Origin of the sequence: Pseudomonas sp. SG-MS2, assembly GCF_009933855.1 — a bacterium.
GTDB classification, from domain to species: Bacteria; Pseudomonadota; Gammaproteobacteria; order Pseudomonadales; family Pseudomonadaceae; genus Aquipseudomonas; species Aquipseudomonas putida_E.
Genome location: NZ_MOMO01000024.1, coordinates 17,282 through 39,759 on the forward strand (window position 1 = coordinate 17,282; position 22,478 = coordinate 39,759).

At 59.6% G+C, this 22,478-nt stretch carries 21 protein-coding genes and 1 riboswitch; of the genes, 2 read left to right on the plus strand and 19 right to left on the minus strand.

The genetic code is table 11. The annotated features are described in order from the left end of the window. Positions 1 to 28 precede the first annotated feature (28 nt). The 8 genes from parC to BLX42_RS02135 form a co-directional block, all read right to left on the minus strand. The gene (parC, locus tag BLX42_RS02100; RefSeq protein WP_046788113.1) at positions 29 to 2,287 is read right to left on the minus strand and encodes a DNA topoisomerase IV subunit A; all 2,259 of its coding nucleotides are present in this window, start codon (positions 2,285 to 2,287) and stop codon (positions 29 to 31) included. 10 nt (positions 2,288 to 2,297) lie between these two features. After that, positions 2,298 to 2,816, minus strand: a complete 519-nt coding sequence (locus tag BLX42_RS02105; protein WP_115273756.1) for a TIGR02281 family clan AA aspartic protease — start codon at positions 2,814 to 2,816, stop codon at positions 2,298 to 2,300. After that, positions 2,813 to 3,799: an esterase-like activity of phytase family protein gene (locus BLX42_RS02110; RefSeq protein WP_115273755.1), complete on the minus strand. Its 987-nt coding sequence runs from the start codon at positions 3,797 to 3,799 to the stop codon at positions 2,813 to 2,815. Before BLX42_RS02110 ends, BLX42_RS02105 begins: the two co-directional genes overlap by 4 nt. After that, complete coding sequence (parE, locus tag BLX42_RS02115; protein WP_012316499.1) at positions 3,796 to 5,700, minus strand: DNA topoisomerase IV subunit B; 1,905 nt, start codon at positions 5,698 to 5,700, stop codon at positions 3,796 to 3,798. Before parE ends, BLX42_RS02110 begins: the two co-directional genes overlap by 4 nt. Before the next feature lie 35 nt (positions 5,701 to 5,735). Beyond that, positions 5,736 to 6,344 (minus strand): YqiA/YcfP family alpha/beta fold hydrolase, encoded by a 609-nt coding sequence (locus tag BLX42_RS02120; protein ID WP_046788117.1) that lies wholly within the window; start codon positions 6,342 to 6,344, stop codon positions 5,736 to 5,738. A gap of 133 nt (positions 6,345 to 6,477) precedes the next feature. Further along, the gene (cpdA, locus tag BLX42_RS02125; protein ID WP_161871039.1) at positions 6,478 to 7,281 is read right to left on the minus strand and encodes a 3',5'-cyclic-AMP phosphodiesterase; all 804 of its coding nucleotides are present in this window, start codon (positions 7,279 to 7,281) and stop codon (positions 6,478 to 6,480) included. 84 nt (positions 7,282 to 7,365) lie between these two features. Continuing rightward, on the minus strand, positions 7,366 to 7,818 hold the full coding sequence (locus BLX42_RS02130; RefSeq protein ID WP_042111790.1) for a DUF1249 domain-containing protein: 453 nt from the start codon (positions 7,816 to 7,818) through the stop codon (positions 7,366 to 7,368). Then, positions 7,809 to 8,426 (minus strand): NUDIX domain-containing protein, encoded by a 618-nt coding sequence (locus BLX42_RS02135; protein ID WP_012316503.1) that lies wholly within the window; start codon positions 8,424 to 8,426, stop codon positions 7,809 to 7,811. The genes BLX42_RS02130 and BLX42_RS02135 overlap by 10 nt, the downstream gene beginning before the upstream one ends. Before the next feature lie 185 nt (positions 8,427 to 8,611). Between BLX42_RS02135 and BLX42_RS02140 the strand changes: the two genes are divergently transcribed. Continuing rightward, a complete protein-coding gene (locus BLX42_RS02140) occupies positions 8,612 to 9,358 on the plus strand; it encodes an RsiV family protein (protein WP_046788119.1) in 747 nt (248 codons plus the stop codon). Here the strand turns inward: BLX42_RS02140 and cytX are convergent. Both cytX and thiC read right to left on the minus strand, forming a co-directional pair. After that, a complete protein-coding gene (cytX, locus tag BLX42_RS02145; RefSeq protein ID WP_046788120.1) occupies positions 9,327 to 10,610 on the minus strand; it encodes a putative hydroxymethylpyrimidine transporter CytX in 1,284 nt (427 codons plus the stop codon). The genes BLX42_RS02140 and cytX overlap by 32 nt on opposite strands. 93 nt (positions 10,611 to 10,703) lie before the next feature. Then, entirely contained in the window at positions 10,704 to 12,590 is a 1,887-nt protein-coding gene (gene thiC, locus BLX42_RS02150) for a phosphomethylpyrimidine synthase ThiC (protein WP_161871040.1), read from the minus strand. A gap of 156 nt (positions 12,591 to 12,746) precedes the next feature. Beyond that, positions 12,747 to 12,853, minus strand: a riboswitch (TPP riboswitch). 161 nt (positions 12,854 to 13,014) lie between these two features. Here thiC and BLX42_RS02155 point away from each other — a divergent pair. Then, on the plus strand, positions 13,015 to 14,448 hold the full coding sequence (locus BLX42_RS02155; protein WP_115273751.1) for a TolC family outer membrane protein: 1,434 nt from the start codon (positions 13,015 to 13,017) through the stop codon (positions 14,446 to 14,448). A gap of 201 nt (positions 14,449 to 14,649) precedes the next feature. Here BLX42_RS02155 and BLX42_RS02160 read toward each other — a convergent pair whose 3' ends face one another. The 9 genes from BLX42_RS02160 to BLX42_RS02200 all read right to left on the minus strand — a co-directional run bounded on the left by BLX42_RS02160 (position 14,650) and on the right by BLX42_RS02200 (position 21,906). Continuing rightward, positions 14,650 to 14,826: a rubredoxin gene (locus BLX42_RS02160; protein ID WP_046788123.1), complete on the minus strand. Its 177-nt coding sequence runs from the start codon at positions 14,824 to 14,826 to the stop codon at positions 14,650 to 14,652. Between the two features lie 37 nt (positions 14,827 to 14,863). Further along, positions 14,864 to 15,796 (minus strand): LysR family transcriptional regulator, encoded by a 933-nt coding sequence (locus BLX42_RS02165; protein WP_161871041.1) that lies wholly within the window; start codon positions 15,794 to 15,796, stop codon positions 14,864 to 14,866. A gap of 104 nt (positions 15,797 to 15,900) precedes the next feature. Then, a complete protein-coding gene (locus tag BLX42_RS02170) occupies positions 15,901 to 16,770 on the minus strand; it encodes a DMT family transporter (protein ID WP_046788125.1) in 870 nt (289 codons plus the stop codon). A gap of 87 nt (positions 16,771 to 16,857) precedes the next feature. Then, positions 16,858 to 18,084 carry a cation:proton antiporter gene (locus BLX42_RS02175; protein WP_161871042.1) on the minus strand — a complete coding sequence of 409 codons (1,227 nt, stop codon included), beginning with the start codon at positions 18,082 to 18,084 and terminating at the stop codon, positions 16,858 to 16,860. A 39-nt stretch (positions 18,085 to 18,123) separates the two neighbouring features. Then, positions 18,124 to 19,356 carry an ATP-grasp domain-containing protein gene (locus BLX42_RS02180; protein WP_161871043.1) on the minus strand — a complete coding sequence of 411 codons (1,233 nt, stop codon included), beginning with the start codon at positions 19,354 to 19,356 and terminating at the stop codon, positions 18,124 to 18,126. Continuing rightward, positions 19,353 to 20,228 carry an iron-containing redox enzyme family protein gene (locus BLX42_RS02185; RefSeq protein ID WP_080952214.1) on the minus strand — a complete coding sequence of 292 codons (876 nt, stop codon included), beginning with the start codon at positions 20,226 to 20,228 and terminating at the stop codon, positions 19,353 to 19,355. Before BLX42_RS02185 ends, BLX42_RS02180 begins: the two co-directional genes overlap by 4 nt. Positions 20,229 to 20,237: 9 nt before the next feature. Then, positions 20,238 to 20,684, minus strand: a complete 447-nt coding sequence (locus BLX42_RS02190; RefSeq protein WP_046788128.1) for a DUF3291 domain-containing protein — start codon at positions 20,682 to 20,684, stop codon at positions 20,238 to 20,240. Continuing rightward, positions 20,681 to 21,139 carry a VOC family protein gene (locus tag BLX42_RS02195; protein WP_046788129.1) on the minus strand — a complete coding sequence of 153 codons (459 nt, stop codon included), beginning with the start codon at positions 21,137 to 21,139 and terminating at the stop codon, positions 20,681 to 20,683. Before BLX42_RS02195 ends, BLX42_RS02190 begins: the two co-directional genes overlap by 4 nt. Before the next feature lie 17 nt (positions 21,140 to 21,156). Next, positions 21,157 to 21,906 carry a hypothetical protein gene (locus BLX42_RS02200; RefSeq protein WP_046788130.1) on the minus strand — a complete coding sequence of 250 codons (750 nt, stop codon included), beginning with the start codon at positions 21,904 to 21,906 and terminating at the stop codon, positions 21,157 to 21,159. Positions 21,907 to 22,478 lie beyond the last annotated feature (572 nt).

Consider the following 22,478-nt stretch of genomic DNA (forward strand, 5'->3'; position numbering starts at 1 on the left):
AAATTGCCGCCCCAGACATTTCTACCGGTTACGCCGGAACTTCCACCTGCAAACCGTCAACGCGCTGGAACCCGCGCGGCAGCTTGCTACCCCGCCGTCCACGCTCGCCCTTGTAATGCTCAAGGTCGTCCGGCTTCAAAGACAGGGTACGCTTGCCAGCTTGCAATACAAGGGTCGCGCCCTCGGGGATTACCGCCAGATCTGTAACATATTCTTCACGGCTGGCGACCCGATCACCGGGCACACCGATGATCTTGTTGCCCTTGCCTTTGCCCAGTTGTGGCAGGTCAGCGACCTTGAACACCAGCAAGCGGCCTTCGGTGGTCACTGCCGCCAGCCAGTCCTGCTCACGGTTGGCCACCGGGCGCGGGCCGATGACCTTGGCACCGTTAGGCAGGCTGAGCAGCCCCTTGCCGGCCTTGTTCTTGGCCTGCAGGTCCTCACCTTTGACCACAAAGCCGTAACCGGCATCCGATGCCACCACGTACAGCGCATCATCGTCCGGCAACAGCACGCACTCGAAGGTAGCCCCCGGCGGCGGCGTCAGGCGACCGGTCAGCGGCTCGCCCTGGCCACGCGCCGATGGCAAGGTATGCGCCGCCACAGAGTAGCTGCGCCCGGTGGAGTCGATGAGCACGGCAAACTGGTTGGAACGCCCCGCCGCTGCAGCCTTGAAGCCATCCCCGGCCTTGTACGACAGGCCGGTTGCATCGATATCGTGGCCTTTGGCGCAACGCACCCAGCCTTTTTCCGACAGCACGACGGTGACAGGCTCCGTCGGCATCAGCTCGTTTTCCGACAGCGCCTTGGCTTCGGCGCGCGCGACGATCGGCGACCGGCGGTCGTCGCCGTAAGTTTCCGCATCCTTGATCAGTTCGCTGCGCACCAGCTTGCGTAGCTTGGCATCGCTGCCGAGCAGGGCCAGCAGCTTGGCCTGCTCCTTGAGCAGTTCGTCCTGCTCACCGCGGATTTTCATCTCCTCCAGACGGGCCAGCTGGCGCAGGCGCGTCTCGAGGATGTAGTCGGCCTGGATTTCGGTGAGGTCGAAACGAGCGATCAATGCCTGCTTGGGATGCTCCTCGGTACGGATGATGTGGATGACTTCATCGAGGTTGAGGAATGCAGTGAGCAAGCCTTCCAACAGGTGCAGGCGCCTCTCGACCTTCTCCAGGCGATGCTGCAGGCGGCGACGAACGGTACCGATACGGTACTGCAGCCACTCCAGGAGCAAGGCACGCAGGTTCTTGAGCTGCGGCCGGCCATCCAGGCCGATGATGTTGACGTTGACCCGATAGCTGCTTTCCAGCTCGGTAGTGGCGAACAGGTGCTGCATCAGTTCATCGGCATCCACCCGATTGGAGCGTGGGATGATCACGATACGGCAGGGGTTTTCATGGTCCGACTCGTCACGCAGGTCAGCGACCATCGGCAGCTTCTTCGCCTGCATCTGCGCGGCGATCTGCTCCAGCACCTTGGCCCCGGAGACCTGGTGCGGCAACGCAGTGACGACAATGTCGCCGTCCTCGACCCGGTATACGGCGCGCATACGGATCGAACCGCGGCCGCTTTCGTAGATCTTGAGGATCTCGGCACGCGGCGTAATGATTTCGGCTTCGGTCGGGTAGTCCGGCCCCTGGATGTGTTCACACAGTTGCTCAAGGGTGGCCTTGGGCTCGTCGAGCAGGCGCACACAGGCACTGGCCACTTCGCGCAGGTTATGTGGCGGCACGTCGGTGGCCATGCCGACGGCAATACCGGTGGTGCCGTTTAGCAGGATGTTCGGCAGCCGTGCCGGCAATACTGCAGGCTCCTGCAGGGTACCGTCGAAGTTGGGCACCCAGTCCACGGTACCCTGGCCCAGCTCACCGAGCAGCACCTCGGAGTAGCGCGACAGGCGCGCTTCGGTGTAACGCATCGCCGCGAACGACTTCGGATCGTCCGGCGCACCCCAGTTACCCTGGCCATCGACCAGCGTGTAGCGGTAGCTGAACGGCTGCGCCATCAGCACCATGGCTTCGTAGCAGGCCGAATCGCCGTGGGGGTGGAATTTACCGAGCACGTCGCCGACGGTACGCGCCGACTTCTTGTGCTTGGCATCGGCATCGAGCCCCAACTCGCTCATGGCATAGACGATGCGTCGTTGCACAGGCTTGAGGCCGTCGCCGATGTGCGGCAAGGCCCGATCCATGATCACGTACATGGAATAGTTGAGGTAGGCCTGTTCGGTGAAGTCAGCCAGCGAACGGCGTTCGACGCCGTCGAGGCTGAGTTCCAGTGAGTCGCTCATGCGGGCCTCGTCATTTCAGGTTCTGGCGCAGCAGCATGGTGCCGCCGCGCTGGGTAAATTCAAGTTGTTTCAGAGCGCTCATGCCGAGCAGCACCGTCTGCCCATCCAGCCCCGGCACCACCAGGGCGCGCACGCCCTGCAGGCGGATATCCCCCAGTTGCAGGCTGTCCAGACGCGTGCGGTACCCTTCGGTGCGACCGTTAGCGGTGCTGAGGATGACCGGGCTGCCACGTTGCAGGCTCAGGCCACGGGCCAGCGCCTCGGGGATCGCCACGTCGGTGGCCCCGGTATCGAGCATGAAATGCACAGCCTTGCCGTTGATCGCGCCATCTGCCACGAAATGGCCCTGGCCATTGCCCAGCAGGCGCACTTCGATGAAGCCTTCGCCGTGCTCGGACTGCACCTGGGTATTGGGGTTGCGCTCGCGCGCCTCCCATTCACCGAAAAAGCGCGTAGCCAGGAACATCGCCGCCGCCCAGGCGACGATCATCAGTACCCTGCCCGCACGCTTGCCCGGTGGCTGGCTCATGGTGTGGTGCTCCAACCGCCCTGCGGCGCGGCGAAGCGCCAGACGACCGGCCGGCTTTCACCGTCGGCGCGGTCAGCGTTGTTGTTGTCAAGACCGATCCATGCGCCCTTGGTATCGATGACCAGCGCTTCGGCCAGGCCGAACGGCTGATCATAGCGTCGCTCGGGTACCAGAGCATCGGCTGCGAACGACCAGCAGCGCTCGACCTCACCGCTGTCGGCATGGCGTCGGCACACACGGTATGCATTACGTTCGAGGGTGAACAGCTTGCCCTCGAACCAGGCCAGGTCAGCAAAGTCCCGCGAAAGCGCACGGGCATTGGGCATTTGAGGCGGTTGCATCTCGACCCCGGCTTCACTGAGCAGTACGCAAGTGCGTCCGCACGTCCATACCGACTGCTGGCGCTCTATCTTTACCAAGCCGCGGCGCTCACGCTCGGCCGCAAGCCACAGGCGGTCACCGGCAGGGTTGATCGCCAGGCCTTCGAACAGGGCATTGAAGTTCAGCAGCATGCCAGTGGCCCGGGCCTGGCGCATCATCGCCGGGTCAACCCTGAGCCAGGCAGGCGCGCCTACGACCGGCAGTTGCAACACGGCCACATGCGCTTCGCTGACCAGGTAGATATTACCGGCCTGATCGCAAGTGATACCTTCGTAATCAAACTGGCCACCACGAATGTACGACACCGCCCAGTTGCGCGACTTCAGCCCCCAAGGCAGCCCGCTCTCCGGCACCGGGGGCGGGGAAAAGGTCAAAGGCTGGGCGCGCCACACCTCATTGTGCTGGTCGAAGCGGTAGATACGGTCATCATCACGGTCTGAAACACCCCACAGCGCACCTCGGCAAAAAGCCAGCCCGGACAGATTGCCGCCGCGCATGCCGTCAATCGGATGCTCGGATGCCAGCTTCAGCTCCGGCCAGTCGGCTGCCAGGCTCGGCAGAGTAACCAGCGTCAATAAAACCGCGACAAACAGACGAATCAAACCAGAACCTCGGCCAGATTGCCTTTGGTCTCCAGCCAGTTCTTGCGATCGCCCGCGCGTTTCTTGGCCAGCAGCATATCCATGATTTCGGTAGTACCCTGCAGGTCATCCAGTGTCAGCTGGACCAGGCGCCGGGTGTTCGGGTCCATGGTGGTTTCGCGCAATTGCGGCGGGTTCATCTCGCCCAGCCCCTTGAAGCGGGTGACCTGTGGCTTGCCACGCTTTTTCTCGGCCACCAGGCGGTCGAGAATGCCGTCGCGTTCAGCCTCGTCGAGGGCGTAGTAGATTTCCTTGCCAAGGTCGATACGGTACAGCGGCGGCATGGCGACATAGACGTGGCCTGCTTCGACCAACGGACGGAAGTGCTGGACGAACAGCGCGCACAGCAGGGTCGCGATGTGCAGGCCGTCGGAGTCGGCGTCGGCGAGGATGCAGATCTTGCCGTAGCGCAATTGCGACAGGTCGGCAGCGCCCGGGTCGACACCGATGGCCACGGCGATGTTGTGCACTTCCTGGCTGGCCAGTACCTCGCCACCGTCCACTTCCCAGGTATTGAGGATTTTGCCGCGCAGCGGCAGGATCGCCTGGAATTCCTTGTCACGAGCCTGCTTGGCAGAGCCACCGGCCGAATCACCCTCGACCAGGAACAGCTCGGCCCGCATTGGGTCCTGGCCTGCGCAGTCGGCCAGCTTGCCCGGCAGCGCAGGGCCCTGAGTGACGCGCTTGCGCTCGACTTTCTTGCTGGCCTTGAGGCGGCGGCCGGCGTTGCTGATGGCCAGTTCCGCCAGTTGCATGCCCAGCTCGGGGTGTGCATTGAGCCACAGGCTGAAGGCATCCTTGACCACGCCCGAAACGAATGCCGCAGCCTCGCGGGACGACAGGCGCTCTTTGGTCTGCCCAGAGAACTGTGGCTCCTGCATTTTCATCGAGAGCACGAAAGTGATGCGTTCCCAGACGTCTTCGGGCGCCAGCTTGACCCCACGCGGCAGCAGGTTGCGGAACTCGCAGAACTCGCGCATGGCATCGAGCAGCCCCTGACGCAGGCCATTGACGTGGGTACCGCCCTGGGCGGTGGGGATCAGGTTGACGTAGCTTTCCTGAACACTGTCACCACCTTCTGGCAGCCACAGCAAGGCCCAGTCCACGGCTTCCTTGTTACCGGCCAGGCTGCCGCAGAAGGGCTCGTCCGGCAGGCGCTGGAACTCGCTGACCGAGTCGACCAGGTAGGAACGCAGGCCATCCTCGTAGTGCCATTCCACCTTCTCGCCGCTGGCCTTGTCCTCGAAGCTGACCAACAGGCCCGGGCACAATACGGCCTTGGCCTTGAGCACGTGCTTGAGGCGGCTGATGGAAAACTTGGGTGAATCGAAATACTTCGGGTCGGGGCTGAAGTACACACTGGTACCGGTGTTGCGCTTGCCGACCGTACCGACCACTTCCAGCTCGCTGGCCTTGAAGCCATCGGCGAAGGTCATCTGGTATTCATTGCCGTCCCGCTTGACGCGCACGCGCACCTGGGTCGAAAGGGCATTGACCACCGAGATGCCGACGCCGTGCAGGCCCCCGGAGAACTGGTAGTTCTTGTTGGAGAACTTGCCGCCGGCGTGCAGCTTGGTGAGGATCAGCTCGACCCCCGATACCCCCTCTTCCGGATGGATATCCACCGGCATGCCGCGGCCATCATCGCTGACCTCCAGCGAGTGGTCGGCATGCAGGATGACCTGCACCGAACGGGCGTGGCCAGCCAGGGCTTCGTCGACACTGTTGTCGATGACTTCCTGGGCCAGGTGGTTCGGCCGGCTGGTATCGGTGTACATGCCCGGCCGTTTACGGACCGGGTCAAGGCCCGAGAGGACTTCGATGGCGTCTGCGTTATAGGCGCTAGCGCTGGGATTGGCCATGGGTTCTCGTCGTCAGTCTGGTGAATGCGAAAAAATCAAAATACAGAAAAATCGAGCGCCGCATACTGCCCCCGGGCAACTCCGGCGAAGGCAAGCAGGGCTGGTATCTGTTCGGCAAAACCCTGGTAGCCATGGTCGCCACCGGCCTGGATACGCAACGCGCACGCCCGGTAATAACGCTCGGCGTGACGATAGTCCAGGGTTTCATCGGCGGTCTGCAACCACACTTGATAGCGGCTGGCGTCCGCTGGGGCCGGCACTTCCAGTTCAGCGAGGGCCTGGACATGATCGTGGGTCAGTTCCCAGGTTTCGCCGCTGTAGTGGTTGCGCTGGGTGCCCAGGTAGCCGTCGAACAGTTTGTGCGGGGTGACCGCCGGGTTGATCAGCAGGGCGTTGAGGCCATGGCGCTCGGCCAGATGGGTGGCATAGTAGCCGCCGAGCGAACTGCCGACCAGCAGGGGCGCCCCCAGTTCGGCGATGGCGGCTTCGAGCTGTGCAATGGCCTGGCGCGGGTGATGGTGCAAGGCGGGTACGCGCAACTGGCCTGACAGGCCTAGCTGCTGCATCACAGCCTGGAGCTGACGCGCCTTGGTGGAGAGCGGTGAGCTGTTCAAGCCATGGATATAGAGGATGGAACCCGACATGCTGCCCCCGGAATCTTTGGCTTCGCGCCCGATGGTGGAGGCGCAGGGATGCGCAGTGTAGCGTGTTCGCCGTGTTTTGGCGCTGCGGCGGGTTTTTCGCAACAATTTTTGGGCTGCACGGCGGCCCCTGGTTTCAATAGCCCGGGCTATCAAAATCGAGCTTCACCTCAAAGTCCGTGGCCCGCTGCACCCCGGTCTCCAGCCGCCCGTCGGCATGCAGGCGCAACCACCGGTAACCCGGCTGCTCCTCGCTCACCTTGAAGTCTTCGCTACGAGCGGCGAACTGTATGCAGGTCGATGGCGTGGCCAGCAGGCGCAAACCGCCACGCAGCTCATCCCACTCCTGATGAATATGCCCCCAAAGCAGCGCCTTCACCTGTGGATAACCCTCAAGCCGGCGCAACAATTCGTCAGCATTGCGCAAACCGATCGGTGCGATCCAGGCGCAGCCGATATCCACAGGTTGATGGTGACAGCAGATCAGGCAATGGCGCCCACCTGCCGACAAGAGCGCATCATCGAGCAGCGACAGCTGTGACGGCTCAAGCAGCCCATGGGTCGCACCCTGCACCGCCGAATTGAGCATGATGATACGCCAGGCGCCGATATCGGTTACCGCCTGCACCAGCTCCGGCGCCACCTCGGCCATGACCCTGGCTTCATCATGATTACCCGGCAACCAGCGCGCCGGTACGGCGAAGTCACCCGTCAGATCACGGAACGCCTGATACGAGGCAGCACTGCCATCCTGCGAAAGATCACCGGTGCACAGCAGCAAATCGATACACGGCTGTTCGCGGCGCACCTGGGCGATCACATGGCGCAGGCTGTCGCGCGTGCGCAGCCCCAGCAGCATGCCCGCAGGGTCGGCGAACAGGTGAGCGTCAGTCAATTGCACCACGCATACGGGTGCCTGAGAGGGGTCTGGGTGCGGCACCGGCCGTCTCCTCGGGGAATTCAGCACGAATTATGGCGGGGGATTGGTTGCGAGCAAATAGTCGAAACCGACCGGCATCACATTTCAGCGCACACTTGCCAGCTCGTGACCACAGGCCAGGCAGTGGCTCAGCCATTCCCCGAGAAACAGATTGAGCTGGGCCTTTTCATCCGGCTGGTGCATGGACTGGTTGGGATACGGGTAGATGCTGCGCAGGCGCCGGGTATGCTCGGCGCTGACCACTTCGGCCATGCGCGCATCGTGGTACACCTGCACCTCCAGGTGGGGCACCGGTAGCCAAGGCAGGCTGTGCTCCTGGCGCACCCTCAGGGTGGTGGTGTAGGGGCAGGCCAGCACCACATCGAGCACCAGCACACCGAGCATCTGGTCGCCCTGGGTCATGCCGATGCGGCGCGAACTCTGGGTGGTACGCATGTCGGGCAGCAGGCGCATGAGCCGGGCGTAGTTGGCTTCACAGGCTGCCTGCAGCCCGGCCAGATCGACCCGATAACGCTCACGCAGCAGGTTCACTTCCACATACCTCGTACTTCATCTCTGTTGAGCGCCAGCCATTGCAGGCCAATGATCGTCGCCGCATTGCAGATGCGCCCGTCGCGCACGGCCTGCAAGGCATCTTCGAACGACCAGACCCGCACGCGGATATCTTCGCCCTCTTCTTCCAGGCCGTGCAGCCCCCCGGCGCCTTCGCTGCTGCAGCGGCCAAGGAACAGGTGCACGTATTCATCACTGCCGCCGGGCGATGGGAAATAACGGGTCATCGGCCACAGGGCGCTGAAGGTCAGACCGGCTTCTTCTTCGGCTTCACGATGCGCGACCTCTTCAGGCTGTTCGTCCTTGTCGATCAGGCCGGCGACCATCTCGATCAGCCAGGGATTGTCGACTTTATCCAGCGCGCCGACGCGAAACTGCTCAATCAACACCACTTCATCACGCAGTGGATCGTAAGGCAGCACGCAAACGGCATCATGGCGCACGAACAGTTCGCGGCTGATCTCGCGGCCCATGCCCCCGGCAAACAGCTCATGGCGCAGGCGAAGCTTGTCGAGCTTGTAGAAGCCCTGGAAGCAATTGGCCCGTTCGATGATGTCGAAGCCCTTGGGCACTGAATTCAACGCGTCTGACATGGAAATCCTCATTACCTCAAATACTGCTTCGCGCCATCCTACTCTGCACGCCTGCCTGTTTCACCCCTTTCCGGTAACCGTTCGCGCAGTCGGGACAGCGGCTCTTCTCTCTGTTAGCTTAGTGGCGAACTGAAGGCCGCGCAGGCGGTCAAAGGCCGACTTTTCCCTGTATTGCAAGGATCATCATGACACTTGTCAAACTGACTGCCGTGGCTGTGCTGGCCTTGGCCCTCGGTGCCTGCCAGAGCCTGTTCGCGCCGAATTACCGTGCCCCACTGGAGGTAAAGCGCGAGGCCTGGGAGCACGTAAAGCCAGGTTGCAGCGAGAGTGACTGCCCACTGGTGAACATTGACACCATTCACTTCCCGGACCTGCCCAAGCTCGACGGCATCGTCGAAAAACGCCTGCTGCAACTGACCGAAGACAACCAGCATGGCACCGCACCAAGCACTTTGCAGGCGTATGAGCAGCAATACCTGGCCACCGCCGACAAACGCAACAGCAGCTACCTGCAAGCCAAGGTACGTGAACAGCATGACGGGCTGGTGATCATCGAGCTGTCCAGCTACCTCGACAGCGGCGGCGCCCATGGCATGCCAGGCCGGGGCTTCATCAACTATTCGCGCAAGCTGGACAAGGTGCTGGCCCTGCAAGACATGCTGGTCCCGGGCCAGGAAGATACCTTCTGGAAAACGGTAGAAGAATCGCACCGCGCCTGGTTGATCAGCGTGGGCATGGACAAGGATGCCGAGTTCGTCAAAACCTGGCCATTCAAGAAGTCGCCGCACATCGCCCTGACGTACGGCGCAGTGGTGGTCAAATATGAGGTCTATACCATCGCGCCCTACTCCATGGGCCACGTGGAGTTGAAAATCCCCTACCCACGCCTGAACGGCGTGCTCAAGCCCGAACTGTTCCCCGGCCGCGGCTGAGACTCAGTAGCGCATGCAGCCCACCCGCCAGCAACAATGCCGGCAGGGTAGCGCCGAACTCTGGCGCTTGCGCAGCGATGCTGTGATAGGCCACCACACCCACCGCCCAGGCCAGCAGCGCCTGCCAGTGCAAACCATCAATTTGTGCTGGAAGGCGGCGGCGGCGGATCACGAAGTGGTCCGTCAGCACCACACCGAACAGCGGCGCGAACACCGAGCCGATCAGCAGCAGGAAGTTTTCGTACTGGGCAAGCGGCGCCAGCAGGGCAATCAGGGTGCATAGCACACCGATGCCCAACGCCAGGTACTCGACCTTCAGGCGTACCAGCAGACTGGTCGATACCGCAGCCGAGTGGATATCGGCAAAGGCCTTCTCCGACTCGTCCAGCAAAATCAGCAGCAACGGAATACCCAGCCCGGCACCGGCCAGGGCCAGCAGCAGCGCATTGGCCTCACCGCTCGGCGCAAAGGCCAGGGTGTAGGCCACGCCAAGGCTCATCAACCAGGTATTGCCAATGAAGTAACCGAGCACGGTCCCGCCGAACACTCGCTTGGCGCTGCGGGCAAAACGTGAGTAGTCGGCGATCAATGGCAACCAGGACAGCGGCATGGCGATGACGATGTCGAAGCCCACAGCCAGCGACATCGACCCATCTGCGCTGCGCCGCCACAGCTCGCCCAGGTCAGCCTTGGCGAACAGGTTCCAGGTCAGCCACAGGCAAGCGCCCAACAACAGCCAGATCCCCCATTTGCGCAGCACCTTGCGCACGAATGCCAGCGGCCCGCTGACCGCGAGCAGCGTAGCCAGGCCACCGAAGCAGAGGGTCCAGAACATCGGGCTGTTCCATAGACTGCCTTCACCGAAGGTGCGCGCGCCGAGCAGGCTGGCGGCGTCACGCATGACAATGATCTCGAACGCGCCCCAACCGACCAGTTGCAGCAGGTTGAGCAGCGCTGGCAGGCGCACGCCTTGGCTGCCCAGGCTCAGGCGCAGGGTGGCCATGGCGCAAAGGCCCGTATCGCTGCCAATCACGCCTGCCGCCCCAAGCAGCAGCACGCCCACGCCGGTGCCCAGGGCGATGGCCAGCACCGCGCCGGCCAGGCCCAGGCCTGGAGCGAGCATCGCGCCAACCTGCAGGACCATCAGGCCGATACCGAGGGAAAACCAGAGCGAGAACAGGTCGCGACCACCGAACGGGCGTTGGCTGGTGGGGACAGGGTGGTCGGGGGAAAAATGGCTGGGAGTTGTCATTGTTGTTACTCGACAAAAGAAAACAAATCGACACGGTCGTTGCAGGAGCGGCGCACCGGCAAGGCCGCTCCTGCAACAGATCAGCGCTGCGGCTTACACCTTGTGGTACAGCTGGCTGCCTTCCTGGCGGAACCGTTCGGCCTGCTCGCGCATCCCCTCCTCAACCGATACATCCACCGCATCGATGCGCAGGTTGGCGGCGTATTCCCGTACTTCCTGGGTGATTTTCATCGAGCAGAACTTCGGCCCGCACATCGAGCAGAAGTGCGCGACCTTGGCCGATTCCTTCGGCAGGGTTTCATCGTGGAAGGCACGTGCGGTGTCAGGGTCCAGGCCCAGGTTGAACTGGTCCTCCCAGCGGAACTCGAAACGCGCCTTGGACAGGGCATTGTCACGGATCTGCGCGCCCGGATGGCCCTTGGCAAGGTCGGCTGCATGCGCGGCGATCTTGTAAGTGATGATGCCGGTCTTGACGTCATCCTTGTTCGGCAGGCCCAGGTGCTCCTTGGGGGTGACGTAGCACAGCATGGCGCAGCCGAACCAGCCGATCATGGCCGCACCGATGCCCGAGGTGATGTGGTCGTAACCAGGCGCAATGTCGGTGGTCAAAGGGCCGAGGGTGTAGAACGGCGCTTCGTCGCAGCACTCCAGCTGCTTGTCCATGTTCTCCTTGATCAGCTGCATCGGCACATGGCCAGGGCCTTCGATCATGCACTGCACGTCGTGCTTCCAGGCGATCTTGGTCAGCTCGCCAAGGGTTTCCAGCTCACCGAACTGCGCAGCGTCGTTGGCATCGGCAATCGAGCCTGGGCGTAGCCCGTCACCGAGCGAGAAGCTCACGTCGTAAGCCTTCATGATTTCGCAGATCTCATCGAAATGCGTGTACAGGAAATTCTCCTGGTGATGCGCCAGGCACCACTTGGCCATGATCGAACCGCCGCGGCTGACGATACCGGTGACCCGCTTGGCGGTCAGTGGCACGTAGCGCAGCAGCACGCCAGCATGGATGGTGAAGTAGTCCACGCCCTGCTCGGCCTGCTCGATCAGCGTGTCGCGGAACAGCTCCCAGGTCAGGTCCTCGGCAACCCCGCCGACCTTCTCCAGGGCCTGGTAGATCGGTACGGTACCAATGGGTACCGGCGAGTTGCGGATGATCCACTCGCGGGTTTCATGGATGTGCTTGCCGGTCGACAGGTCCATGACCGTGTCCGAGCCCCAGCGAATACCCCAGGTCAGCTTGGCCACTTCCTCCTCGATCGAGGAACCCAGGGCGCTGTTGCCGATGTTGCCGTTGATCTTCACCAGGAAGTTGCGGCCGATGATCATCGGCTCCAGTTCCGTGTGGTTGATGTTGGCCGGGATGATCGCGCGGCCGCGGGCGATTTCCTCGCGCACGAATTCGGCGGTGATCTCTTTGGGGATGTTGGCGCCGAAGCTGTGGCCGGCGTGCTGCTGCTTGAGCAAGCCAGCAGCGCGGGCCTCCTGCAGCTTCATGTTCTCGCGGATGGCGACGTATTCCATCTCGGCGGTGATGATGCCCTGGCGGGCGTAGTGCATCTGCGAGACGTTGGCGCCAGCCTTGGCGCGGCGCGGGTTGCGCACATGGTTGAAGCGCAGCTTGGCCAGTTCGGCGTCGTTCAGCCGCTGCTGGCCGAAGTTCGAGCTCAGCCCACCCAGGCGCTCGGTATCGCCACGGGCGTCGATCCAGGCCGAACGCACATCGCCCAGGCCTTTGCGCACATCGATGATGACGTCGGGATCGGTGTAGGGGCCGGAAGTGTCATAGACCATCACCGGCGCGTTGGCTTCGCCGCCAAAGTCGGTGGGGGTGTCGTGCAGGCTGATTTCGCGCATCGGCACGCGTATGTCCGGGCGCGAGCCCTCGACATAGACCTTGCGCGAACGCGGGAAGGGTTGCACGGACTGCTGATCGACTTGCGCCGACTCGCTGAGGTTGATCGTTTTTTCTTGTTTGCTCATCACAGGCTCCAGACAGCTTCCTAGCGGTGGAATGTCGGGGAGAACCTGAAAGACGCGGACGCACCCCTTGGCGGGCATGCAGTGCCGGATACATGGAGTGCCTTGAGCTGCTTGCAGCTGCGACATTCCCGGACCTGGCACAAGAGGCTCCCCGGGAAGGCGAGCAATCTTGTTCCCTACGCAGGCGCTAACCTGATCAGGTTCAACGGGATCCGCACCTATGCGATCTCAGCCTTTGCTTCAAGGCACCCCGACAAGAACGTGCGCAGTCTAGACTGGAGTGGCCGGCAAAGCCAAGCGTGTAAAACGGGGGGATGATGAAAGGCACAGCCAACGATTGTTGCCAGTTGCGCATGGCACTACACTGCCTCAACGCTCGATACTCAACAGTTCAGTAATTAAATTTCGTACAAGGATTGCCTCTATGCTGCGCAAACTTTCACTGGCGATTGCCGTGTCTTGTGCGTCCAACGGAGTGGCCTGGGCAGCGGATGTGCCCATGACGGTCAAGACTGACCTGGTCAGCGTCTACCAGGAAGCGGTCGACAACAACGCCGATCTTGCCGCCGCGCGCGCCGATTATGGCGCGCGCCGCGAAGTGGTGCCCCAGGCCCGCGCCGGCCTGCTGCCCAACCTGTCGGCAGGTGCCGAAATGATGAACACCCGCACCAAGCTCGACGAACCCTCGATCACCTCCAACCGCAGCGGCAACGCCTGGAGCGCCACCCTGGCGCAACCTGTCTTCCGCGCCGACCGCTGGTTCCAGTTGCAGGCCGCCGAAGCTGTCAATGAGCAGGCAGCGCTGGAGTTGTCTGCCACCGAACAGAATCTGATCCTGCAGACCGCGCAAAGCTACTTTGCCGTGCTGCGAGCCCAGGACAACCTTGCAGCCACCAAGGCCGAAGAATCGGCTTTCAAGCGCCAGCTCGACCAGTCCAACGAACGTTTCGATGTCGGCCTGTCCGACAAGACCGACGTGCTGCAGTCCCAGGCCAGCTATGACACCGCCCGGGCCAACCGGATCATCGCCGAGCGCCAGGTGCAGGATGCCTTCGAGGCATTGGTGACCCTCACCAACCGCGAATACACGTCGATCCAGGGCGTTGTCCACACCTTGCCCATACAGGTGCCCACGCCCAACGATGCCAAGGCCTGGGTCGAGACTGCCGGGCGGCAGAACCTCAACCTGCTGGCAACCAACTACGCAGTCGATGCCGCCGAAGAAACCCTGCGCCAGCGCAAGGCCGGCCACGCCCCGACCCTGGATGCGGTAGCCAAGTACCAGAAAGGCGACAACGACAGCCTGGGCTTCACCAACCCTTCGCAACTGGGGGTGCGCTATAGCGGTGACGTGGAGCAGACCAGCATCGGCCTGCAACTGAACATTCCGATCTACAGCGGTGGCCTGACCAGCTCGCAGGTACGCGAGGCATACCAGCGCCTGAGCCAGAGCGAGCAACAACGCGAGAGCCTGCGCCGCCAGGTGGTGGAGAACACACGCAACCTGCACCGTGCCGTGAATACCGATGTGGAACAGGTGCAAGCGCGCAAGCAGTCGATCATTTCCAACCAGAGCGCGCTGGAAGCCACCGAGATCGGTTACCAGGTCGGTACCCGCAACATCGTCGACGTGCTCGATGCCCAGCGCCAGCTGTACACCTCGGTTCGCGACTACAACAACAGCCGGTACGACTACATTCTCGACAACCTGAGCCTGAAGCAGGCGGCCGGCACCTTGAGCCCACAGGACCTGGTGGACCTCAAGCGGTACCTGAAGGCGGACTACAACCCGGACAAGGACTTCCTGCCACCGGACCTGGCGGCGGCAGCGGCGAAGAACTTCGAACGCAGGCCTTGAGGCAGGTGCTGGCTTCTTCGCGGGTAAACCTGCACCCACAGGGCTTGCGCCAGTGTGGTGGACGCACGGAACATGACCGACGCCTCTTGGTAGTCACGGTGGCGGATTTTTGCTGGCCGCCAGTAGGCAAGACTAGTCAAAAATCGGGAAGGTGCGATGACATGGGTCAGGGAATCGGCAGCGAGTGTCACTGCCCAGCGCTCAACGCTCCTGGGGGACGAAAGCCTCCTTGCCCAGGCCGCAGTCGGGACAGCACCATTGCTGCGGAACATCTTCGAATGCCGTACCCGGTTCGATACCATTTTCCGGATCACCCCGTGCCGGGTCGTAGGAATACCAGCAGGTTTCACAATAGTACTCGGCAACCCGTGCCTTCATCGCTATCTCCTTGTCGACTGCGTCAGTGATCCTGCTCTCAGGCTCGCCCTGTCCTGCGTAATGCGCAGACCAGGTAATCGACCATCACCTTGACCTTCTGTGACACATGTCGCCCAGGTTGATGGAGGATCCACGCCATTCCCTGCAAAGCCCCCACGTACTTCCACTCGGGCAGCACTTCCACCAAGTCGTTGACGGCAATCGCTTGGCCAGCCAGCCTGGCAGGAAGACAGGAAATACCCAGCCCCGAGAGGGTTGCGTTCAATACAGCTTCCGCACTGTCTGAAACGTAGCGACCTGAAAAACTGACGTCACAAGCACCTTGCGCCGATAAAAATTCCCAGGTCTGGCTTTCGCTGAAGTCGGAAAAAGGTATGCAACTGTGCTCCGCCAACTCGGAAGGGTGTACCGGTCGACCATATTTTTCTATGTAGCTGCCTGCAGCACAGACTACAAAGTCGACAGGGAATAACTTGCGCGCGACCAACCCTAACGGCGGGGTATCGGTAATTCTGATACCGATGTCTATGCTTTCAGCGATGAAGTCCAAAGCTCCCTCATTCGAAATGAGCTGCACATTCACACCCGGGTAACGCTCGAGAAATTCGGGAATAAGTTGATGACATGTTCCATACAAGGACCGTGGGACCGCGATGCGAATAAGTCCTTGCGGACTCTCAAGAAATCGCTCCTTGAGCCTAAATATATTCGCCGAAGACTCAAGCAGCTCTTTGCAATGTGAATAGACCTGAGCCCCCTCGGCATTGACTTTCAGCTGCCGAGTGCTGCGTTCGAGCAATCGAATCGATAATGCATTCTCAAGCTTCGATACTTGCTTGCTGACTGCGGATGCAGTCAGTCCTAGCCGGGCCGACGCATCCACAAAGCTTCCCGCTTCAACAACAGCAAATGCCGCCATGCAAGGCAACATATCTACATGACTTTTTGGAAGATAGCCTCGATAGTCCATTATTATGACCACTCATATCTTTAGGCCAGCAACTAAAACATACGCCCTTGGCAAAGGGCCCCAAAAGAAATCACCGCAAAAAATTGCATCGCTGCGAAAAAGCTTCATCCGTAAAGATGCAGAAGCACAGCCCCTAACAACACCAGACTGACCCCACCAACCTGAGTGACCGACAGCCGCTCGCGATAAAAGAAGTACCCTAGGATCGCAGCAATGCCGCCCGACAGGGTACTGATGACGGTGACGACGGAAACCGAGCCATTGAGTGCGCCCCAAGAAAACGCGGAGAACCCGCCCAGGTTCAAAAGACTGGCGCCGCACAGTGAACCGAAGGTCTTCAAGCTGATCGTCGCGTGGTCCCGCAGCAACTTGAATCCCTCAGGGATTAGAAACATGACCCCCACTGCATAGCCCAGCGCCAACATGTTAACCGGCCCCAGCTGCGGCAAGGCGTACTTGCCCTGAATCCAGAAGCTGATGCCGTAAAGCATGGCCGCCAGCAAGGCAAACCCTACAGATATCGTGCTGGTGATCCTGCGCTCGAAATCACCGTCATGATGACTTCGGCTGGCCAGTAAAACCCCGAAGAAGCAAACGAGAATACCGCTCACCTGCCACCCTGACAGGGCGTCCCCCCCCAGCCACGCCAACAGGGTGGTAAAAACGCCATACGAGGTGACTAGGGGCGCCACAACTGCAGTTTTGCCAGCAGCAAATGCCTTCGACAGCGCCAATGCCCCCACAACGGTACATAAAGATGCTACTACCCCAACACCTAGCGCGCGCCAAGGCGCAGACATGAACTTTTCCAACTGACTGGCTGAAAAGACAATAATAATTGCCATTAGAACAAAGCCCAGCAACTGCCCGAAAAACACCGCTCGTTTAACCCCAACTGCTCGTGCGTTCACGCCGACCAAAAAGTCCGTCGCTCCCCAGAACGCCGCCGCCAGCAACCCCATGAATACGTCCAAGGCAATGTTCCTTATTATAAATGATCCCTGATCGCTCCAGACAGTAGTCGGGTTTATGACAAAAATCAAACCCCGCGGGACGGGGCCTTATAAACCCGGCATACTCTTTCGCGAGCGCGAAGCTAGCAACGAAATTAGCGGATTAGTCAATGCAGTTGAAACAACAGCCAGTACCAAAAGAACACTATAGGAACTTTCCGACAACACTCCTACCTCGAGTCCTACGCCAAGCACAACCAAATCCACAAGACCTTTCGTATTCATCAGTACGCCGACTTCAATGGAAACAATTGGTCTCAACCCCGATGCCCTAGCACCTATATATGAGCCCAGCACTTTGCCGATAGTCCCACCCAGCAGGAACAACAGCAGCCACAACCAAAGACTAGGCTCCCCGAAAGCGGCCGGCGAAACCTGAATACCTGAGCAGGCAAAGAAAATCGGGGTAAGAAAAAGATGACCGAACCTGCCGATCCAGCGTCGCCATGCCTGCTCCATCGAGAACAGGTCGTGAAACACGTAGGCCGCCATGACCGCGCCGATGGCCTGGTGGAAACCGAGCATCGCGGTAACCTGCGCTGATCCCAGGCAATAGACCAAGGCAACTGCGACACGGGAACGCTCACTTAATGCAGTGTGAGCGATGCGGTTTTTCAGCCATGGGCGGACCACTACGAACATCAGACCGGCATAAGCTAAAAGACCGCATACCTTGAGTAAGCTCTCGGACACGCCGCCCGCCCCACCTAAGTGCAATGCCAACACCATCGCCAGTGCAAACCAGGCGAACACATCGGTATACACCGCCGCCGAGAGCGACAATCGACCGGCTTGCCCATCAATGCCTCCATGCTCCTGGATAATCCTCACCAACACCGGCAGCGCTGTCACCGACAGTGCGACCCCACAGAAGATCACGTAGGACCAATAGGGCGGCGTCGGCGCAATAGACGGTTTCGACCAGGCGCCGATGACACAGCCGATGAAGAACGACAGCACGATTCCGAGACTCGCGATCAAGGCCGGGGCACGTTGCCCTCCCCGCCACTCTCCGACACCTGCGGCATGCCAGGGAACTTCGACCATCAGCATGATCAGCCCCAGTTCGCCGAGCGCTCGGACAATCTCTATCGATTCAGGTGTCAGCACCTTTGCCGACACTTGCGGAAACCAAGCCCCTAACAAAGTGGGACCCAGCAGTATACCGGCAACGATTTCCCCGATTACCCGGTTCTGGCCAAGCATCGTAGCCACACGCCCGCAGACTGCACAGGCGAGCAAGATCAAACACACCAGCACTAACCAGTTCGACATGGATTTGCCCTCACCCAACACCTGCCGTTGATCCTCTAGCTAGGCAAACGCCAGCTTCAGACGCTCATGAACGGTATCCGAATGCCTGCGCAGTACTTCAGGATCCTTATGGATGAGGTAGACAAAACCCCAAGCCGACAGAAAGTCTCGTGTCGCCTTGATGGCCTCGCCTTTCTCCACAAAAAAGCCAAGCTCATGAAACGAATCGAGCTCTTCGATCAGCGTGATACCTTCAATTCCCGTCACAGTGCCGCTCTGTTCAGAAATCAGGCAACAGATACAGAAATGCTTGTCGTAGTGCGGGACTGCCAAGGTGAGCGGCGCATGACCCAAATAGATATCTATGTTGAGGTCGTAGCAGTTAAGCCCGGTGCACAACTCGATCAATGAAGGCACATTTGCACCGGGCAGGCGGCCGTTCTGTTCGATGATGAAGTGTCCCGCCGAGTTGATCTTGAACTCAATATCGTTGATGCCAATGTTGGCCTCGATGGCCGAGTTGACTTCGGATATGTAGGCAAATGCCTGGCGCGCCTGATCGCTTAAGGGCGAAATGGATCGAATGTTGCGATAGACACTGGGGTGGTCGCCGACGCGAATCTTTTCGTATTCGGCGAAGCAGAGAATCTGTCGCCCCGACACCCCCAGATTTGCAGTAACAATAAAGTATTCAGGGCCTTCGACATACGCCTCCACCAAAGCACGCTTTTCCTCCTGCCCTCCAGGCTCGAAATTGCTTTCGATGGCCCCCAGAGCCTTGTACATATCACCTCTGGACTGGCAGACCTTAACATTCCTCGCACCTGTGCCCTCGGTCGGCTTAACCACCACGGGGAAAGCAATACCCGGATCATGGCCCTCGGCCAGGTCATTCATGGAAAGCCTGAACGCAGGCATGACCGGGACGCCCTCGTGTTGCAGACGACGCTTCATTTCAAGCTTGTTCATCCGCGCAGCACAGGTTGGGATCGGGTTGCCCGCCAAGCCCAAGTAAGCCGCCAACCGGTCGCTTATTCGCAATGCAGAATCGGAACCGGGGATGACCGCATGCACCTCTCTTCCGGCCATGCTGATCTTCGCCTGTTCCAGGTTCTCGACATGCACCACCTCGTCGAATTCGTCGACTCCATGCAGCTTCTGCAAACGCCCGGGAAATTGCTTGCGGGTCACTAGGGCCAACGCGTGATAACCCTTATGGCGAATATCATGTCCATAGCGCCGGGCCGAACTGATCGGGTCGATGACGACCACCGTCTGTCGATGAGTGATCATCCCAGGCTCCGCATGGTCTTATACATGTAGTGGTAGTAACGCAGCGCGACGTTGTAGCGGATCATCACGCCCAGAGAGAGTTCGCGCACTACATCCTCACCACCCGCCGCGTAATGCTGCAGCACTGTTTCGTACCAGGCGGCGCTGTGCCGGGTGTCGATGCTGATATGGGCCTTGTGATAGGCGATCACGTCTTTTGGCAAGCCCAAGCGCTCCATGGCCGCCGTGGTGGCACCAAAGCGTACCGGCGCCGATCCCTCCACCAACCCCATCGCACCGATAAGGCGCATGTTGAACTCGCGGCGTACGGCCCACATCAGCAGGATGTTGCCATTCATCAGGCACTCAAGGGGGGGCACCTGCACGCTGACACCCGCCTTTTCCAACAGATCACGCATGTAGCTGGAAGAGGTGCGGAACATCGTGGTGTGCACGGCGGCGAAGTCTCCATTGCCCATTTCATCCCAATAGTTCTCGCCGGCGACCATCTTGCACCGAATCGGCATACCCAACTGAGCCACTGCCATCAGGTCATCGAAAGAACCATCAACCATTTCCTCCATGCAGATGTAGTAAGCGACCTGTTCAGAACTGGCCTGGTGGCGCATGAAGTCCACGAAGAAGCGAATATCTTCATTGATCCTCTTCTCGTACATGACGTACCACGAGAGAAATGCATCCTGTGTAGTGGGCAGGTCACGCAGATCAACTAGGCCCTCCTCGACCGCGGTCCATTCATCCTCCATCTGCTCCACAATGTTGCGGGCCAATCTGACCGATTGCCGTGCAGCCACAAGTTGTGCCGGATCTCCGAGAAAACAGCGATAATAGTCGGCAAGTTGCTGTTGTGTATTCCGAGCTAATTCTTTCATCTCCACTCCTCAGTACAGAACGGTCGGTACTTCGCTGCAGCGCAGGTCAAAAGCGTCATGAGATGGCCCAACCTCGTGCAATCGCGTGAGTCGGGTATGGGCCTCGCGTAAGGTGGGGATATGACTTTCCTCGACCCACCACAACACTACCCGGGGGCGTAAGATGGGCTCGAACCACTCCCTTCCACGCCGCATGAATGACTTGTGCGAGGTGTTATAGAGAAAGTCCTTGAGTGATTCGACGTCCCTCCACAGCGAGAGCGTGTAGAGATAACCCTCGCCCCATAACTGATCCAGCAGCGGCTGATCCTCTTCGGTCTCACGCCAGATGAACCCCGGATGTTGCTCAGCTAGAGCGTTCACATAGCTGGTCGAGGCATAGAACTCTTCCATTCTGGTGTCTCCCTTGGGAAACTTGGGTTTCACCAGATCGAAATGTGCAAGTACACGCTTCATGGTGCCTCCCAGGCCTGGAGTTCGATAATGTTTCGATCGGGATCACGGACGTATATGAAGGTGCAAATACCTACCCCCTCGACAGGCTGCCTCGCCAACTTCCCTAGCAGCCATCCACCTGAGCTGATCACTTTTGCACATACAGCTTCCACGTCGGAAACTTCAAATGCGATGTGGCTAAAGCCGCGCGAATTGGCAAACTTTTCCGGTTCATCATGAAAATGACAATACTGAAATACTTCTAGCGTCGGCCCGCCCTCCCCGTTACCGGGCAACCGAAGATGTATGCCTTCGATCTCCGGTTTTATCAACCCGGTACCATCTGCCACCGATTGCCCTGAAAGCCGACGCACAGGGCCGACCGGAACACAGCCAAATACATCAACATAGAACTTGGCTATCTTTTTCCAGTCAGTGGCGATCAGGTTAGCGTGTGAGTATTTGACCTTGGTCATGCGCTAATCCTCAAACTTCAATCCCGGAAGACGAAGGTTTCGTGCTCGACTTCCCGATCCTTGTCCCTCGCCCTTTCCCACGTGGTGTTGAGAATGATGCGGGTGACATCTTGTGTCAGTGGTTTAACCCGATGCAGCGTGGTGTCTGCCTTGAGCAGATAGACATCACCTGTGACGTGGAAGTAGGAGTCGATCTTGTTTTCCACCAATAAGTTTTCTACTCGGGGGTTCTGCTTATCCCAATACGTATGCGGTACGCACTCCAACAAACCTCCTGCCTCGAGTGCCGGTGCCTCGACGATCCAAATGATCGTGTAGGGGTAGTCGCCCCAATGCCAACCATGGGTATCACCTGACTTATGCTGACTGTTAATGATGAAGTTATCCCACTTCCAAGGGGTTGGGATAACCTCCTCCTTAACTATGTGACTGATCAAACTACTCAGGTAGCGAGACCTATAAGCATGCGGAATATACCGCCCATGGGCTTCGATGCTTTCCTGAGGAACGTTACTCAAATAGCGCGGCGTGTTGCCCGTCGATTCAATCAAAAAATCCCGGCGCTTTGAAAAATTTGCCAAGAGGTACTTCACATCAACAGAAATTTGATCGCGTACTTCAGGATGGATCAGGTTATTAATCTTCAAGTATCCATCCCTGGCAAACCGATGCTGTTCCCAGAAAAAGTCTCGCCCTTCGAAAGGATCTGACCTCAGTATATCTGTGACTTGCTCCAGATTTTGTTTAACAGCAGCACGCTCTGACATATGAACACTCCGTATTTGTTAAGGAGTCACGTGTTTAATGGCACGTTCAAATCCTACCCCCCTCAACCTGCACGGATATACCCCACACGCAGACTTGCACTCCTTCCTCAAACCATGTAATGCCCTATTGAAAGTATCGCACCTTCTTTGATTCGGCACATCGGACTCTTAAATGTCCCTTATACTCACCCGGGCTCTTCGACTCAGAAACGCCGGATCGAGTATGAGGCGGTTTGCCCGCGACGCGCGGGCGGGTCGATATCATGGGCGCTGAATTTTTGCGCCAAACACATCGGGCCCCACCACATTTCCTGCCATGCACCCAGAAGCAATACATCCATTTGCCGTAAGACATTTCTGAACCTTAAACCAAATGCTTCAGAATCAGCATGCTTGGGAATTGCCCTACTCGCGCTGCTGAAGTATCGCTGCTGTCTGGGAAATGCCTCAGGGATAACGTTTTAGGGTCGTTTAGACAACCGGCCGTGAGAACTCGACTGATACAATGCATCGCAGTTATTGCGGCCGTGCGCAGGCAGGCTTGTCCTGGCGAGGTTTGCATTTGTTCCTCG